The sequence below is a fragment of the Pseudomonas sp. P105 genome (assembly GCF_032614175.1).
Classification (GTDB): domain Bacteria; phylum Pseudomonadota; class Gammaproteobacteria; order Pseudomonadales; family Pseudomonadaceae; genus Aquipseudomonas; species Aquipseudomonas rhizophila.
The window spans coordinates 3,348,817-3,366,029 of record NZ_CP126693.1 but is presented as its reverse complement, the minus strand read 5'-3'; the positions used below and the strand labels follow the sequence as shown (position 1 = coordinate 3,366,029).

At 61.7% G+C, this 17,213-nt stretch carries 13 protein-coding genes; 8 read left to right on the top strand and 5 right to left on the bottom strand.

Annotated features, from left to right (window positions below; translation table 11 throughout):
• Window positions 1-222: 222 nt before the first annotated feature.
• Genes QOM08_RS15090 through tssA form a run of 5 tightly spaced genes read left to right on the top strand, consistent with a single transcriptional unit; the run spans window position 223 to window position 7,751 of the window.
• Window positions 223-684: a hypothetical protein gene (locus QOM08_RS15090; RefSeq protein ID WP_047225739.1), complete on the top strand. Its 462-nt coding sequence runs from the start codon at window positions 223-225 to the stop codon at window positions 682-684.
• Between the two features lie 52 nt (window positions 685-736).
• Complete coding sequence (gene tssK, locus QOM08_RS15085) at window positions 737-2,068, top strand: type VI secretion system baseplate subunit TssK (RefSeq protein WP_107322345.1); 1,332 nt, start codon at window positions 737-739, stop codon at window positions 2,066-2,068.
• Between the two features lie 18 nt (window positions 2,069-2,086).
• Window positions 2,087-2,848, top strand: a complete 762-nt coding sequence (locus tag QOM08_RS15080; protein WP_107322346.1) for a DotU family type IV/VI secretion system protein — start codon at window positions 2,087-2,089, stop codon at window positions 2,846-2,848.
• Entirely contained in the window at window positions 2,845-6,666 is a 3,822-nt protein-coding gene (locus QOM08_RS15075) for a type VI secretion system protein (protein WP_160892240.1), read from the top strand. Before QOM08_RS15080 ends, QOM08_RS15075 begins: the two co-directional genes overlap by 4 nt.
• Window positions 6,663-7,751, top strand: a complete 1,089-nt coding sequence (tssA, locus tag QOM08_RS15070; protein ID WP_107322348.1) for a type VI secretion system protein TssA — start codon at window positions 6,663-6,665, stop codon at window positions 7,749-7,751. Before QOM08_RS15075 ends, tssA begins: the two co-directional genes overlap by 4 nt.
• Here the strand turns inward: tssA and QOM08_RS15065 are convergent.
• The gene (locus QOM08_RS15065) at window positions 7,748-8,701 is read right to left on the bottom strand and encodes a 2-hydroxyacid dehydrogenase (RefSeq protein WP_107322349.1); all 954 of its coding nucleotides are present in this window, start codon (window positions 8,699-8,701) and stop codon (window positions 7,748-7,750) included. The two genes, tssA and QOM08_RS15065, sit on opposite strands and share 4 nt — an antisense overlap.
• A gap of 402 nt (window positions 8,702-9,103) precedes the next feature.
• Between QOM08_RS15065 and QOM08_RS15060 the strand changes: the two genes are divergently transcribed.
• Window positions 9,104-10,384 carry a serine/threonine transporter gene (locus QOM08_RS15060; protein ID WP_076384405.1) on the top strand — a complete coding sequence of 427 codons (1,281 nt, stop codon included), beginning with the start codon at window positions 9,104-9,106 and terminating at the stop codon, window positions 10,382-10,384.
• Window positions 10,385-10,640: 256 nt separating this feature from the next.
• Here QOM08_RS15060 and acnB read toward each other — a convergent pair whose 3' ends face one another.
• Complete coding sequence (gene acnB / locus QOM08_RS15055) at window positions 10,641-13,241, bottom strand: bifunctional aconitate hydratase 2/2-methylisocitrate dehydratase (protein WP_047225746.1); 2,601 nt, start codon at window positions 13,239-13,241, stop codon at window positions 10,641-10,643.
• Window positions 13,242-13,649: 408 nt separating this feature from the next.
• Between acnB and QOM08_RS15050 the strand changes: the two genes are divergently transcribed.
• A complete protein-coding gene (locus QOM08_RS15050; protein WP_047225747.1) occupies window positions 13,650-14,120 on the top strand; it encodes a DUF1289 domain-containing protein in 471 nt (156 codons plus the stop codon).
• 27 nt (window positions 14,121-14,147) lie between these two features.
• Here the strand turns inward: QOM08_RS15050 and QOM08_RS15045 are convergent, their stop codons facing one another.
• On the bottom strand, window positions 14,148-15,011 hold the full coding sequence (locus tag QOM08_RS15045; protein ID WP_047225748.1) for a universal stress protein: 864 nt from the start codon (window positions 15,009-15,011) through the stop codon (window positions 14,148-14,150).
• A 159-nt stretch (window positions 15,012-15,170) separates the two neighbouring features.
• Between QOM08_RS15045 and QOM08_RS15040 the strand changes: the two genes are divergently transcribed.
• On the top strand, window positions 15,171-15,776 hold the full coding sequence (locus QOM08_RS15040) for a tRNA-(ms[2]io[6]A)-hydroxylase (protein WP_076384407.1): 606 nt from the start codon (window positions 15,171-15,173) through the stop codon (window positions 15,774-15,776).
• Between the two features lie 135 nt (window positions 15,777-15,911).
• Here QOM08_RS15040 and QOM08_RS15035 read toward each other — a convergent pair whose 3' ends face one another.
• Both QOM08_RS15035 and QOM08_RS15030 read right to left on the bottom strand, forming a co-directional pair.
• Window positions 15,912-16,400, bottom strand: a complete 489-nt coding sequence (locus tag QOM08_RS15035; protein WP_188250798.1) for a GFA family protein — start codon at window positions 16,398-16,400, stop codon at window positions 15,912-15,914.
• A 191-nt stretch (window positions 16,401-16,591) separates the two neighbouring features.
• Window positions 16,592-17,209, bottom strand: coding sequence for a DNA-3-methyladenine glycosylase family protein (locus QOM08_RS15030; RefSeq protein ID WP_107322351.1), 618 nt, complete (start codon window positions 17,207-17,209; stop codon window positions 16,592-16,594).
• Between the last annotated feature and the right edge of the window lie 4 nt (window positions 17,210-17,213).

The following is a 17,213-nucleotide window of genomic DNA, read 5'->3' as shown; positions in this document are numbered from 1 at the left end:
GCGGCCGACTCCGATGCATGTAGGGAGCAATGCATCGGGGGGCCCGCTCATCGCATTCCCTTGCTGATCCGCAGGTTGCAAATGGAGGGCAGTAGACCTGTCATTCCCTTGACGAACCTGGTGCATTCGACTGTGTGGGTCGAACTACCCAAGACGCTAGAACAGGTCTATAAAAATGCAAGCAAAAACAATTTTTGACCGCTGAGAAAAGGAAGATTCATTTTGCGTGTTCTTTTTTCCGGATTTTTTTTGAGCGTCGCGCTCACCGGTTGTTCGCTGTTTGCTCCCAGTGTCGACCTCGACAGCCTGACCCTGGACGTCGCGCCCCGAGCCAATGACGACACACCCATCGCAGTGGATTTTGTCGCCGTGAACGACCCGGATCTGCTCAAGCAGCTGTCGGGAATCAGCGCACGCCAGTGGTTTGCCGAGCGCGAACAGTTCCAGCGCGACTATCGTCAACTCATGTCGGTGTGGGGGCTGGAGCTGGTGCCGGGGCAATTCATCGACCGCCAACCCTTCCCTCTGGAGGGCAGGCGCGCCGCTGGACTTTTGGTCTTCGCCAGCTATAACACTCCCGGAGCCCACCGGCTTCGGCTGGACGATCAGCGCCAGGCTTGGCTGAAGTTCGAAAGTCGTGAGATGACCCTGGTGAACGATGGCCAGCTTGCCAGTCAGCCTTGAGTGACCGCGGGCCGCCCTGGGGCGGCGTCATTGGGATGTCGAAGGGAGTCGTATGAGTCTGTTACCTGACGCGGTTTGCTGGCACGAGGGCATGCAGTTGCTGCCCCAGCACTTCCAATTGCAAGGCCTGCGCGCTGAAGCCCTGGCCGCGCATTTTGCCGGCGCCTGCAACCCCTGGTTCTGGGGTGTCAGCCAGTTGGAGGTCGACCCTTCGGCCCTCAGCGCCGGCCAGGTCCGGCTGTTGCAGCTACAGGGCACCTTGCCGGACGGGTTGCCGGTCAACGTGCAGGCCGGGGTCGGGCCGACCCTGGAGCTGGACATCACCGAAGCGGTGAACAAGACCGACGACGCGACGGTGACCGTGTACCTGGCCATCAGTCCGCTCTGGCGCGCCGGGCAATTGCTGCCGCTCAAGGGCCGGCTGCAATCGGTAGTGGGTGACGCCTTGCCGGACCTCACCAGCGGCGAGTTCCCCGAGTCCATCACGGTGTGGCGGCCGAACCCTCGGCTGTGCACACAACTGAGCAAGGCCGACTCGATCTGCCTGCCGCTGTTGCGCATCCGCAAGGAGGGCGGCGGTTTCCTGCGGGTGGCCTACACACCGCCGACGCCGATCCTGTTGCCGGAATCGATTCTTGGTCGGCGAGTGGCCGGGCTGTGTGCCAGGGCCCGGGAGAAATGCCTGTTCCTGGCCGGGCGCCTGCGTCAGGCCCAGGCGGCCGGTAACCAGGACGATGCCATGGAGATTCGCCGTCAATTGACTGCGTTGTGGGCGCGTTTGCCGGAAGTCGAAGGCGCGCTGAACACCCGGGTGGCGACGCCCCAGGCATTGCATGGTCTGCTGTTGGGGCTGGCTGGTAGCTGGTCGGCGCTCGATCCGCTGGCCGGTGTCCCGGCCTTTGCGCCATTGGATTTTCTTGAGTTGCAACGCGGCTATGAGCCGCTGCTGGACTGGTTGGAAAACACCCTGGAGCTGGTCCGCGCCGGTTATCGCAGCCTGGCCTTCGAGCGCGATGACCAGGTGTTCTCGATCCAGTTGCCCGACGACCAGCCGAACCAGCGCCTGGTGATCGGCCTGCGTATGCCCAACGGCGCCAGTGAGCAAGCCGCCGCCGAGTGGTTGCGCGGGGCGATCATCGCGTCGGCGCCGCACATCCCGTTGTTGAGTCGCCAACGCATGAGCGGTCTGCCCCATCAGGCCATGAGCCGCAACGAACAGGTGGCCTACAGCGTGGGTGACGACACCCGGTTGTTCGTGGTGGCCGCCAGTGGGCAATGGTTCGATGGGCAATTGCCGTTGCACATCGTAGCGCCGGCCTCGCATCAGGCCAGCAGTCCGTGGCAAGTGGTGTTGTTTGTGGCGCAAGCCGGTGAAAGCGCCTGATCGTAAAAGGGGAGTCGTATGCCTGACGGAAGTGGCGGGGCGGTTCGGAGTCTGCATGAGGCACCGCTGAGCAGTGCGTTTCGTCAGGCTTGGCTGAAGTGGTCCCAGGACTGGCAGGACTTGCCCAAGGACAGCGACCCCGCGGTATTGGTCAGCCGGGTGGTGGAGTTTTCCGGTCGAAGCGCCCAGCGGTTGTGGCGGGTTGCCTTTGCCACCGTGGGCGATGCGGCCACCGAGCAGGTCAAGGCATTGGTCTACGCCTTCGTGGCGCTGGTGGACGAGACCTTGCTGTTCACCCCATGGCCGGGACAACTGGCCTGGCAGCAGCATCCCCTCGAATCGCGCATGTACTCCAGCCGTCAGGCCGGCGAACGGTTGCCGGCCGCTATCAAGAAACTGCTCGATGAGCAGATGCCCGGCACCCGGGACCTGGCCAACGTGTACCTGCAGTGTCTGATTCTCGGTTTTCAGGGCCGATTGCGGGGCGAGCCCGGTCAGGTCCAGCACGAAAAATGGCGGGTGGCGCTGTTCACGTTCGCCTGGCAGCACGAGCCCGATTATGTCGATGTCAGCCAGCGCCTGGCGATGTCTGCGGCGGCCACACCGATACGTGTCCCGGTTCAACAGTCGTTGCCGGACGGTTTGCGCCTGGGCCTGGTGATCCTGGCGATGGTGTTGCTGCTGACCGGGTTGGGGCAGGTGTTCTGGCGTGACATCCAATCAGAGCTTGAACCGGTGCTGCAACTGAACGAGTCGGTGGTTCAGGAGCAGGACTCATGAGCCTCTTGAGCATCGTCGCCCTGGTGTTGCTCGCCATTGTCGCGGTGCTGCTGATTGCGGCGGCGATCTGGTGGCTGCGCACCCAGGGCGGCGCGGCTATCCGCAGCTTCTATGGCGCGGTGCGCCACATGGAGCAGGAGCAAGGCACTCGGGACCGCTATCAGATGCCCTGGTTGTTGATGCTGGGCAACGAGGCCGATGGCGCGCAGTTGTGCGCCCAGTGGCGTTTGCAGCCGACAGACAAGGCGGCGTGGTTCGGCCGCTGGTGGTCGGATGCCGAAGGCGCGGTGCTGGTGGTGCCCCAGGCGCTGTTTTTGCCCGATGAGGGCATGAACATGCAGCGGGGTAACTGGTGGCGGCTGTTGGGATTGATTCTGCGCCTGCGCAGCAGACGGCCGCTGGATGCGGTGATCTGGACTGTGCCGTTCGGCAAGCTCGATGACATCGAGCAGACGACCGAGTTGAGTCTCAAGGTCCGGCGCTGTTTCATAGACCTCTTGCAACGGTTCGGTCTGAGCTTGCCGGTGTACGTGGTGATCACCGGGATGGAAGAACTGCCGGGGTTCCAGGAACTGGTCAGCGCCTTGCCCGCCCAGGCGCGGGAATCGACGCTGGGCTGGTCGTCGCCATATTCGCCCGAGGCGGCGTGGCAATCGCAATGGAGCGATCAGGCGCTGGATCAGGTCAACGCCGCATTGTCCCAGTCGATCATCGAAATCGGCGCGCTGTCGGGGCAGTTGAGCAGCGATCTGTATGGGTTGCCGGAGCGTTTCGAAGGGTTGCGGCGCGCCATGCAGCTGCTGCTGGAACCGGTTTTCCAGGGCAACGCGCAAGGCGAGGCACCGCGCTTTCGTGGCGTGTATTTCACCGCCAGCCAGGCGCCCGCCGTCACTGGCGATGGGTTGACCGCCAGCGACAGCGTTTTGCGCCAAACGGTGTTCGCCCGGCAATTGTGGTCGCGCCGGCTGGTGGCCGAGCGGGGGCTGGCCCAGCCGGTGCCACGCCTGCTGCGCTTGCGCCAGCGCTGGCATCGGCTGGGCGGTGGGGTGGCGCTGGTGGTCGGCGTGGTCTGGCTGGGGAGCATGGTCTGGGTCTGGCACGATTCGGTCGAGCAAGCCGAGGGCTTGTCGCGGTTGGTCCTCAGCGCGCACAAAAACCATGTCGTGGTCGACCCCGACAAGCCGCAACTGGAGCCGACCCGGCACAACGTGCAGAACTACTGGAACGTGCTGGAAAAAGCCCCGCGCTGGCGTTTCGTCTCGGTGGTGTTTCCGACTTCCTGGTTCTCCGCCGTGGACGTACAACTGGACAACGGCTTGCGCATGACCGCCCGCCATCATTGGATATTGCCGCTGCGTGACCTGCTGGTCTCGGACCTCGAACAACTCAAGGGCATCCGCAATACCGAGCGGCGCGGCAACGTGGAAAGCGAAGATCCGGCCCAATGGCAAAGTTACGTGAAAGCCAAGGACCTGGTTGAGCGTGCGGTGCGCCTGGAACAGCACAACCAGATGTTCAGCCAGGCGGTGAACAACCCCAAGGCACCGTTGGACGAGCTGGTGCAACTGAGCAACAACGCCCTGTCGTTGAACCTCAACACCGGGACCTTGAGCCGGGCGCGTTTTTACAATCGGGTGCTGTTCGATGCCCAGAATAGCGATTTGAAAGGCCTGGACCTGAACGCCGCGCGCCCGGTGATTGCCGATAACTTCATGGGCCTGATGCAGCGCTGGCTGGATCATTACTTTCTGGCGGACAACTTCGTGCGTCAGGCCGGTTACCTGAAGCTGCATCTGCAACGGCTTGAGGCCGGCGGCGGCAACTCCTTGAGCGAACTCGAAGAGCTGATGGCGTTGGTCGATGACCTGCAAAGGCTCGTCAGCCTGACCAACTCGGCCTGGGGCCGGGGCAAGGGGCAGGACCTGGTGCCCGGTTACACCCAGTTGATGGACAAGGTGGGCCACAGCACGCTGCTGGGGCCGGATCTTGAGCAGGATCTGCAGAGCCAGGCGGCAAAATTGCAGCAGAGCTTTCGCGACCAGTGGATCGTCCAGACCGGTTCCAGGGACAATCTGTTGGTCCAGCAGGGCAGCGGTTTGCTGGTGCTGCAGGAGCATGTCACGGCGCTGGACGGCGCGGTACAAGCGCTGTTCAAGCGTGACTTCGTGGCATTGGCCATGCAGAAGGCGCCGTCGGACAGTAACGCCGACTCGATGGGCCGGGGTGACAGCGACGATTTCAGCGTTGCCTTGAACTACTTCGCCAGCTACCAGAGCTACGCCAATGAAGAACTGCCGCGCATCCCGCCGGATTATCGTGGGGCGCTGATGGAGGCTGCTGAAAGCGCGGCGGCGCGGGCCATGTGGCTGAGTCTGGATGACAGCGAGCAACCGCTACCGGGCATGAGTTTCAATGTGCAGACCTCCCAGGCCGTTGCCCTGCAAAAAGCTTTCATGGATGTGAAGCGCAGCGATCTGGCGATTCGTTTTCAGCGCCTGCTCAACCGCCGAGCGTTGGCGCAGATCCAGAGCGGCCTGAACGAAATCGACGCCCAGCCACTGTTCACTCAACGTGCCGATGTCCAACGCTGGGACGGCTCGAAGAACTTCGGCTTGCAGTTGTACGGCGCCACTGATCCTCAGGACTTGAAGCTGAACCTCAACCAGCAGTTCGGCGCCATGCTACAGATCGCCGAGCATCGTATGCCTGCGCTGGAATGGCTGATTGTCCAGCAGGACAACCTGTCGGCCCTGGAGCACGATCAGGTTGCCCGGTTCATGGCGCTCAACGACGAACTGCTCAAATACAAAAACCAGAACCCGGCCAGTGCGGCTGCCCAGCTGGAGCAATTGGTAAGTCGCGATTTCATCGAAATGGACACCACGTCCTGCGCGCAGATTCTGCAAACGTCCAGCCTGCCCGGCGGACGTGGCGACCTGGCCGTGCGCACCGTTACGCTGCAACAAAGTGCCTTGCAGCGCTGCCTGTATCTACAACAGAACCAGGCGGCGACCGCCTGGAATGACCTGGCCAATTATTTCAATCAGTACCTGGCCGGGCGCTTTCCGTTTTCCCAGGACGTGCGGGCCAGCGATGCCGACCCGGCGCGGGTCCAGCGCCTGCTGGAGCTGATCGACACGCGGCTGCCTCAGGCACAGGCCGGACTGGCGTTGAGCCGGACGCCGGAGCGATTGGCGGCGGAGGATTTTCTCAACCGTTTGAAACAGGCCGGTGCCTGGCTCGGGCCGCTGTTCGTGCGGGACAAGAGTGGCTTGCTCGGCGTGGAAATGGACGTGCGCTGGCGAACCGATCGCGAGCAGGAACGCGGCGCGGATCAGGTGATCGCCTGGGGGCTGAACGCCGGCAACCAACAGATCAGTTACCCAGGTGAAACCGGGCAGAACCTGCGCTGGATGGTCGGCCAGCCGGTGAGTTTGACCCTGCGCTGGGCCCGTAACGGTTACCAGCGTCCGGCCAACGACCCCTTGCAACCCGACCTGGTGGTGCGCGATCTGGAAGCCGGCTGGGAGTACCAGGGGCCGTGGGCGTTGCTGCGCCTGATGCGCTCACTGGTGTCGAGCCAGCGCCAGCCGAACGCCGACTACACCGATTTCCCGCTGACCCTGCAACTGCCCGTGACGGCCCAGACCCAGGCGACCACGGCGCAACAGACCCAGATGTTCCTGCGTTTGTCGCTGATGAGCCAGGGTTCGAAGCTGCCGCTGTCGATTGCGCCGCTGCCGACCCAGGCCCCCCGTTCACCTTTCATGGCGACCTCATCGAGCACCGCCATCGCAACCCGCGAGGAGGGCTTGTGAGTTTGCCGATATCCCCTTTGCCCGAACTCATCCCCCGGTTGCTTGAGCCGATCAGCGCCGAATCGCCCTGTGGCCAGGATCTGCGCTACGAGCCGGAGTTCGACCAGTTGCGCGAGTTGCGCCGGGAGGACGACACCAGCCTGCCCACAGGTGTGTGGCAATCGTCGATCAAGCGCGCCCAATGGCCGGAACTGGAAAGACTTGCCACTGTGTTGCTGCTCGAGCGCAGCAAGGATTTGATGATCAGCGCCTGGCTGGGGGAGGCCTGGTTACACCTGACCGGGCTGGAAGGACTGCCGGGCAGCCTGGCGTTGGTGGCGGGTCTGTGTGAGCGCTACCCCGAGCAGCTGTATCCCCGGGCCGATGACGGTGACCCGTCGTGGCGGGTCATTCCGCTGGAGTGGCTGGCCCGTCGCTACAGCGAAGTGTTACTGACACGGGTGCCCTTGTTCGATGGCCGGGACCCTGATTTCGACGGTTTCTGCCTGGCCGACTGGCAACGCTTGCAGCGCCAGCAGGTGTTGGTCAACGACAGTAAAAACGCCAAGGCCTCGGCGGAAGCGGCGCGCAACGACCAGAAAAAACTTAGCGAACTGATTCGCACCACGCCATTGTCGTTCTGGCTGCATCGCCAGGGCAGCCTGATGCTGAGCCTGCAGCACCTGCAACGGCTCGAAGCCTGGAGTGATGCCTACCTGGGCGATCAGGCCCCAGGCTATTCCTCCCTGCAGGACGTGATACAGGCCTTGCTGACATTGATAGAGGAGTTCATTGCGATGAACCCACAGCAACCCACCGTCGTGCCGGCGCAAGCACCACCGCCGGTGACGCCGCAAACCGCCCCAGCGCAGGTGGGCGCCGCGGCAACCCTGGCTTTTCAGGAGCCGGCCAGCCGCGAGGAAGCCTATCGCCAGTTGCTGGTCATCGCCGGCTACCTGGCTCGCACCGAACCCCACAGTCCGGTGCCCTATTTGATCCGGCGCGGCGTGGAGTGGGGCAACAAACCGTTGAACGAGCTGCTGGGCGAACTGATCAGTGCCGATGCCGAATCCCGGCGCGTGTGGACGCTATTGGGCGTTCTCTAACGCTCCTCGTCGGGCAAGCGCACCGGCGTCAGTACCGGTTTGCCGGAAAAGAACGCGGTCAGGTTCTGGCCCACCAACTCCACCATAGCGCGGGTGGCTTCCGGCGACAGGCCTGCCACGTGGGGTGTGAGGACGACGTTGGGCAGGTTCTTCAGCGCCTGCGGCACTTCGGGCTCGTGATCGAACACATCCAGGGCCGCTCCGGCAATTCGCCGTTGTTCCAGGGCGCTGATCAGGTCGGCGGTGGCAACCACGCTGGCCCTGGCGACGTTCACCAGAAATCCTTTTGGACCGAGCGCATCCAGGCTCTGCTTGTTTATCAACTGCCGGGTATCCAGGCCGCCTGGCGTGGCGACGATCAGGAAGTCCGAGACCCGCGCCAGTTCCGTGGGCGTGGCGCAGAAGGTGTAGGGCACGTCGTTGCGTACCCGGCGATTGTGATAGCTGACACTCATGTCAAAGCCCAGGGCGGCCCGTTTGGCGATCGCCATGCCCACCGCGCCAAGGCCCAACACGCCCAGCCGCTTACCGGCCAGGGAAGGGCGCGCGCTCCTCGGCCATTCGCCCCGTCGCAGGGCGGCATCGCAATGGGGGATATCGCGCACCAACGCCAGCAACAGCGCCATGGCATGGTCGGCTACCGACGACGCATTGACCCCGGCGCCATTGGTCACCACGATGCCGCGCTGATGGGCGGCCTGCAGGTCCACCTGCTCGTAGCCGGCGCCGATCACGCAGATGATTTTCAGGTTGGGCAGGGCGGCAATTTCCTCGGCCGTCAAACCCAGGGGACCGCGGGTCAGTACCGCGCTGAACCGTTCTCCATGTTCGTGAATCGCCGTCTTGCGCTCGGCAGGCGTTGGCGCCAACTCCAAGTGATAGCCCTGACGCTCAAGAATCGGCAGGTATTCGTTGACGGTTTCAACCAGTACAAGAACGGTTGCGGTCATGCTGTGCTCCTGTGGGCAATAGGACTGACGAAAAACCTGTGGGAGCGAGCCTGCTCGCGATAGCGGTGTCTCAGGAAATACCATGGCTGGCTGTTCCATCGCTATCGCGAGCAGGCTCGCTCCCACAGGGTTTTGTGCATTATGGCTTATCCTGCGCTGGTAACTGTTTCATCTGTTCTGAGTGTAGGAGTTGGCGCAAAACGGCGATAGGTCGGCGGCTTCATTCCCCGGCGTTATTTGCCGCAGATGCACCGTCCTCACAACCGCTCCTCAGCTAAGTCTTTGCTTCTGCTCGTTAATCCCGGACAATCGCGCCCCTGTTTCGGCCAGGGCGCTGCCTGTCGGGGTTTTCCGACTCGTCCTGGTCGGGTGCATGTGACCGGAATGCGGAGATCCGACCGGATGAATGATCAGGCCACTAGCGTCGAAGAACGCTTTGAAACGACAGCCCCAGCTACGCTCAGCCAGTGGGGGCGGCATGACACTACTTGGATGTTGGGCCTGTTTGGCACCGCCATCGGTGCAGGTACTTTGTTTTTGCCCATCAACGCCGGCCTCGGCGGTTTCTGGCCGTTGTTGATCCTGGCGTTGCTAGCCTTTCCCATGACGTTCTACGCCCACCGGGGGCTGACCCGTTTCGTGTTGTCCGGCCGTGAAGGCGCGGACATCACTGACGTGGTGGAGGAGCATTTCGGTATCAAGGCCGGTGCACTGATCACGTTGCTGTACTTCTTTGCAATTTTCCCGATCCTGCTGATCTACAGCGTGGCGCTGACCAATACGGTGGGCAGCTTCCTGGAGCATCAACTGCATATCCAGCCGCCACCTCGGGTGGTGCTGTCGCTGGTGTTGATCCTGGGTTTGCTGGCAGTGGTGCGCTGCGGGGAGCAGGCGATCGTCAAGGCCATGAGCCTGATGGTCTATCCGTTTATCGTAGCGTTGCTGTTCCTGGCGGTGTTTCTGATCCCGCACTGGAACGGTGGCATTCTGACCACAGCGTCCACGCTGCCTGAACCATCGGCGCTGCTGCATACTTTGTGGCTGGCGATTCCGGTGATGGTGTTCTCGTTCAACCACTCGCCGATCATCTCGGCGTTTGCGGTGGATCAGAAGCGTCGCCATGGCGATAACGCCGAAGTGCGCAGCTCGCAGATCCTCTCGCGCGCCCATGTGCTGATGGTGGTGATGGTGCTGTTCTTTGTGTTCAGTTGTGTTTTGACGCTTTCCCCGTCGCAACTGGCCGAGGCCAAGGCGCAGAATCTGTCGATCCTGTCGTACCTGGCCAACCACTTTAGTAATCCGACCATCGCTTTTGCCGCGCCATTGATTGCGTTCGTGGCGATCTCCAAGTCCTTCCTGGGGCATTACATTGGCGCCAGCGAAGGCCTCAAGGGCCTGATCGTCAAGAGCGGTCGACGCCCGGCGGCAAAGACCCTGGACCGTCTGACCGCAGCGTTCATGTTGGTGGTGTGCTGGATCGTCGCCACCCTTAACCCGAGCATCCTGGGCATGATCGAAACCCTGGGCGGCCCGGTAATCGCGGCGATCCTGTTCCTGATGCCGATGTACGCCATCCAAAAGGTCCCAGCCATGGCCCGTTACCGCGGCCAGGCGTCCAATGTGTTCGTGACGCTGGTAGGGGTGGTGGCAATTACCGCGCTGGTCTATTCCCTGACATCCTGACCGGATTCCCTGTGGGAGCGAGCGCGCTCGCGAAAGCGGTGGGTCAGCTTGCATTGATGTTGGATGTGCTGCCGTCTTCGCGAGCAGGCTCGCTCCCACATGGAGTCTTGGGTGTTCATAGATTCGTCATTCACCACAAGTCTCTGTGGGAGCGAGCCTGCTCGCGATGGCGTCAGTTCAGGTTGCATCGAAAACAGGCATAAAAAAACGCCGCCCCTCGCAAGAAGGGCGGCGTTTTTAGTCGAGCGTTGAAGCCTTAGGCTTGAACGACCGGGATGTTGGCATTGGCAGCCGCTTCACGGAACTCGGCGATCTGGTCGAAGCTCAGGTAGCGGTACACGTCCGCTGCCATGCTGTCGATCTTGCCGGCGTATTCCATGTACTCCTCGACGGTCGGCAGGCGACCCAGGATAGACGCCACGGATGCCAGTTCGGCCGAAGCCAGGTAGACATTCGCGCCGTCGCCCAGACGGTTCGGGAAGTTACGGGTCGAAGTCGACACCACGGTGGAGTTCGGTTCCACGCGTGCCTGGTTACCCATGCACAGCGAGCAGCCTGGCATTTCCATCCGTGCACCGGCCTTGCCGTAGATGCCGTAGTAGCCTTCTTCGGTGAGCTGGTGAGCGTCCATCTTGGTCGGCGGCGAGAGCCACAGACGGGTTGGCAACTGACCCTTGACCTGTTCCAGTAACTTACCGGCAGCGCGGAAGTGGCCGATGTTGGTCATGCACGAACCGATGAACACTTCGTCGATCTTCTGCCCAGCGACGCTGGAGAGCAGGCGGGCATCGTCCGGGTCGTTCGGCGCGCAGAGCACAGGCTCCTTGACGTCGGCCAGGTCGATCTCGATGACTTCGGCGTATTCGGCGTCCTTGTCGGCTTCCAGCAGTTCCGGGTTGGCCAGCCAGGCTTCCATCGCCTGGGCACGACGCTCCAGGGTGCGGGCATCGCCGTAGCCTTCGCCGATCATCCAGCGCAGCAGGGTGATGTTCGATTGCAGGTATTCGGCAATCGATTCCTTGGACAGCTTGATGGTGCAACCGGCAGCCGAACGTTCGGCCGAGGCGTCGGACAGTTCGAACGCTTGCTCGACGGTCAGGGTTTCCAGGCCTTCGATTTCCAGGATGCGGCCGGAGAAGGCGTTCTTCTTGCCTTTCTTCTCGACGGTCAACAGACCTTTCTGGATCGCGTAGTAAGGGATGGCGTGAACCAGGTCACGCAGGGTGACGCCTGGTTGCAGCTTGCCCTTGAAGCGAACCAGGATCGATTCCGGCATGTCCAGCGGCATGACGCCAGTGGCGGCGGCGAACGCCACCAGGCCAGAACCGGCCGGGAACGAGATACCGATCGGGAAACGGGTGTGGGAGTCGCCACCGGTGCCGACGGTGTCCGGCAGCAGCATGCGGTTCAGCCAGCTGTGGATGATGCCGTCGCCCGGACGCAGGGACACGCCGCCACGGGTCATGATGAAGTCAGGCAGGGTGTGGTGGGTGGTCACGTCGATCGGCTTTGGATAGGCCGCGGTGTGGCAGAAGGACTGCATCACCAGATCGGTCGAGAAGCCCAGGCACGCCAGGTCTTTCAATTCGTCGCGGGTCATCGGGCCAGTGGTGTCCTGGGAACCGACGGTAGTCATCTTCGGCTCGCAGTAGGTGCCCGGACGAACGCCGGTCACGCCGCAGGCCTTGCCGACCATTTTCTGCGCCAGGGTGAAACCCTTGGTGCTTTCGGCCGGGGCTTCCGGCTTCTTGAACAGGTCCGAAGCGGGCAGGCCCAGCTCGGCACGTGCCTTCTCGGTCAGGCCGCGACCGATGATCAGCGGGATACGACCGCCGGCACGCACTTCGTCCAACAGGACCGGGGTCTTCATTTCGAAGGTGGCCAGGACTTCATCAGTGCCGTGCTTGCAGACTTTGCCAGCATGCGGGTACAGGTCGATCACGTCGCCCATGTGCATGTTGGACACATCGAATTCGATCGGCAGGGCGCCGGCGTCTTCCATGGTGTTGTAGAAAATCGGGGCGATCTTGCTGCCGAAGCAGAAACCACCGGCGCGCTTGTTCGGCACGTAAGGCACGTCGTCACCGAAGAACCACAGCACCGAGTTGGTGGCTGATTTACGCGACGAACCGGTACCGACCACGTCACCGACGTAGGCGATCGGGAAGCCCTGGCCGCGCATCTCTTCGATCTGCTTCATCGGGCCGGTCTTGCCTTGTTCATCCGGCACGATACCGTCACGGGCCATTTTCAGCATGGCCAGGGCGTGCAGCGGGATGTCCGGGCGGGACCAGGCGTCAGGAGCCGGGGAGAGGTCGTCGGTGTTGGTTTCGCCGGTAACCTTGAACACCCGAAGGCTGATCTTGTCGGCCAGCACGGGGCGGTTCTTGAACCACTCGCCGTCGGCCCAGGATTGCAGCACGCCCTTGGCGTGAACGTTGCCATTGCGGGCTTTTTCAGCCACGTCGTGGAAGGCGTCGAACATCAGCAGTGTGTGCTTGAGTTCTTCGGCGGCTACGGGCGCCAGTTCGGCGTCGTCCAGCAGGTCCACCAGGGTCACGATGTTGTAGCCGCCCTGCATGGTGCCGAGCAGTTCAACGGCGCGCTTCTTGTCCAGCAGAGGGGATTGGGCTTCGCCTTTGGCCAGGGCGGACAGGAAACCGGCCTTCACGTAGGCGGCTTCGTCGACTCCAGGCGGAACGCGATTGGTGATCAGGTCAACGAGGAAAGCTTCTTCGCCAGCCGGAGGATTCTTCAGCAGCTCGATCAGGCCTGCGGTTTGTTCGGCGTTAAGCGGCTGGGGAACGATACCCAGTGCTGCACGCTCTTCGATATGTTTGCGGTAGGCTTCAAGCACAGTTATTACCCTCATCAGTGGTCCCAAATGGGTGTCCGGGACGCTCATCCAGAAACCCACGGTACTCATGCGCGTCGGAGGCTTTTTGAGCCACCACGCCAGAGTTTCCGCGAGTTCCTCACAGAAGCTGCTTTCAAAGTTTTACGCCTGCAGAACGGGGAGCTGATGAGGGTTGGCGTTGGGCTTTCCCCGCTGGAAAGACCCTCGGCCAACACCGCTCTGAAGGAACGACTGTGCTCGTGACGCTTTGAAAACAGCTTCTAACGGACATTGGCGCCTTAAAAGGCTGGCTGATTCTACGGCAAAAAAAAAATAAACGTAAGTTGGCCCCTGAAGTTTGAGGGGTGATCAATCTTAGACAAAGGGCTAACATGCCGGCCTGTCCTGCTTTTGCGTGTGTTTTTCCTTATGCCCAACCAGCTCATCAAGACCCCCTGCGTCGGCCTTTGCTCCACTGTCTACGGTGACCTGGTGTGCCGTGGCTGCAAGCGGTTCCACCATGAAGTGATTCATTGGAACGGCTATAACGAGGACGAAAAACGCGCGGTGTGGATGCGGCTTGAGCAGTTGCTGGTCCAGGTGATGGTGGCCAAACTGGAGGTTTTTGATCCTGCGCTGCTGCGCCAGCAACTGGAAACACGCAAGATTCGTTTTGTGCCGCACCAGTCGGAATATTGCTGGGCTTATCAATTGATCGCCCGTGGCGCGCGGGTGATCAACAACCTGGAAGCCTACGGCATGGTGCTGATGCCCGAATTTCGCGACTGGGACCTGCCGGACCTGCGCGACGCCATTGATCGGGAATTCTTCCTGCTGTCCGAAGCCCATTACCAGCGCTACATCGCGCCGGGCTTCCTGAAGGATGCCATTGGCGGCTGAAGGAGATGGCTTTTGTGGCGGGGGATGTCAGTCCTTGACCGCCAGCTCCACCAGATGATCCTCGACCTCCTGCGGTTTGAGCACCAGCACGTCGCTTTCCAGCGTGTCGAGCACCGCTTCGGCGGTATTGCCGATCAAGACCCCTGACAACCCGGAACGGGCCACGGTACCGATCACTGTCACCGCCGCCTGCAGCTTGCGTGCCATGTATGGAATCAGGACGTCCGCCGGACCTTCTTCGATGTGCAGGTGTTGGTCGTCGATGTCGAACTCAGCCTGGAACGCCCGGCATTGTTCGCGGTATTTGGCCTCGATGGTTTCCTTGAGCTGGAACGTCGGATCGGCGGAGGACAGCATCGGTGTGGGATGGGCGCTGATCACGTGCAGGTGCGCCTTGGCCAGGATGGCAATGTCGTAGCCGTGATCGATGATGGTGGAGTGCAGGTGGCGGTGCTCGCCGTCGGCATTGCCCACGTCGACGGCGGCGAGGATCACTTTGTCTTTCCAGGAACCGGCGGTTTTCACCAGCAGCACTGGAGTCGGGCAATGGCGCAGCAATTTCCAGTCCGCCGGGGTGAGCAGGGCTTTTTTCAGCGGGCTGTCGGGAAAATGTTGCTTGATCACCAGGCCGCAACCTTCGGCCTGCTGTACGTCGATGATGGTTTCGTAGAGGCTTTCGTTCCAGGCCTGTTCGGTGGTGACACTGTAGCCGTCGGCCAGCAACGCGGCCTTCAGCACGCTGAGCATGCCGGCATGGTCATGCTTCTTGTCACACACCAGCAGATGCAGGTGGGCCTGGGTGACACCGGCAATCAGCTTGGCGCGCTTGAGCGCGAGGCTTTCCGAATGTTCGGGGTCGATGACCACCAGAATGCTGCGAATGGCTTGCATGATCGGCGTCTCCAGCAATAAAAAGGCATGGCGTTGCTCAACTATAGTTGTTGTATGGCAGTCGTCGACTTGATGCATATCAACGGCGGTGGCTGGTGGTCTGGAGGCAGGCCGGTATAATCGGCGCCCTTCGCTCGACTCTCTTTTTCCGTGAGCCCCATGATCCTTCCCGAAATTCATGAATTCCTTGGTTGCCGCACTCCCGATGCCTGGGTCCAGGCGGCGCTGGCCGACCAGGAGACGCTGCTGATCGACCACAAGAACTGCGAATTCAAGGCCGCCAGCACCGCCCTGAGCCTGATCGCCAAGTACCACTCCCACGTTGACCTGATCAACCTGATGTCACGTCTGGCCCGGGAAGAACTGGTGCATCACGAACAGGTGATGCGCCTGATGAAAAAACGCAAGGTCGGCTTGCGCCAGCTCTCTGCCGGGCGTTACGCCTCGGGGCTGCGCAAAGTGGTCCGCAGCCACGAACCGGTCAAACTGGTGGACACTTTGGTGGTCGGCGCTTTCATCGAGGCCCGCAGTTGCGAGCGTTTCGAGGCCCTGGTGCCGCACCTGGACGAAGAATTGGGCAAGTTCTATTTCGGCTTGCTCAAAAGCGAAGCGCGGCATTTCCAGGGCTACCTGAAACTGGCCTACCAGTATGGCGACGCCAAGGACATCGCCCAGGTGATCGACAAGGTTCGTGACGCCGAGCAGGCGCTGATTGAATCGCCGGATGTGGAGTTTCGCTTCCACAGTGGTGTGCCTGCGGTATAGGGCTGTTTGCCCTGACGCCATCGCGAGCAGAGTCGCTCCCACATTTGATCTTCAGTGAACACAAGTAATGAGTACACCGAAAATCCCTGTGGGAGCGAGCCTGCTCGCGATGAGGCCTCACGCAGCTCTACATCCTTAATCGCTCAGACCCAGGCGTTCATGCCATTGGGCAATGGACTCCTGGGGATAGACCTCGAACTGCTGATCGCCGGCGTGCGCCTCGACTTCCACCCACGGCGCCTTGGAGCCCAGCATCAGATGGGTGTGCTCAGGCGGTATCGGCAACGGCGTGTCGATGGCAGAGGCGAACGGGTGGATCAGCTCAGGCCATTCGGGGCTGAACAGCCACAAGCCTGAACCGCAAAGGGAACAGAAATGCCGTTCGGCGCTGCTGCGGTGGGCGCGTTTATCCCCGTCATTCTTGAGCCGCGCGTGATAGATCGAGATGTGCTTGCGACCGCGTACCTTCAAGCTCCGTGCATCGCCCCCCAGGTTTATCGCAAAGCCGCCTCCACCCTGAGTCTTGCGACAGATCGAGCAGTAGCAGCGCTGATAAGCGTAGGGGTGGGCGCTGTCGAGGCTGAACGACACCGCGCCGCAATGGCAGGATCCTTCTAGCTGCATGAGAACCTCCGGTTGGCAATTGGGAAGTGGCTCAGGACAGCCTAGACGGTCGGCATTTTTTGACAGCTGAATTCAGGCCGGCCATGCGGCAGCCATCGCGAGCGGGCTCGCTCCCACATTTGATCTTCAGTGAACACAAACACCGAAATCCCTGTGGGAGCGAGCCTGCTCGCGATGAACGATGACGCGCTCTAGCGACCGGGCACCCGCCACAAATACCACGCCGCCACCGTCCGATGTGGGCTCCACGCCTGTCCAATCCCAACCATCTGTTTGCGCGTCGGTTGGACGTCCAAGCCCTTGAGCCGCCGATACCCCTCACGCACTCCAAAGTCATCCGCCGGCAGGATGTCGGGTCGCTCCAGGCTGTAGATCAGCAGCATCTCCACGGTCCAGCGTCCGACGCCGCGCAGGGTGATCAAGCGTTCGATCAAGGCCTCATCATCCATGGCCAGCGCCGCGGGGTAGTCCGGCACCACCTCGTCCAGCGTCGCTTGAGCGATGCCCTGTATGGTCGCGATCTTGCTGGCGGAAAATCCGCAGTCGCGCATCTGTTGGAAGTCAGTCGCCAGGATCTGCTCAGGCCTGGGGAATATCGCTCCCGGAAACAGCCGCAGAAAGCGACCGAGAATCGCATCGCCGGCTTTAGCATGCAATTGTTGATAGGCAATCGCCCGGACGAGTGCTTCATACGGGTCGCGGGCCGGTTTGGGTTGCAGCAGGCAAGGGCCGATCATCTCGACATGACGGCACCAGTCTTCGTCGAGGCTTGCCAGAAAGGTGCTCGCATCGTGGTACGGGACAGGCATCAGG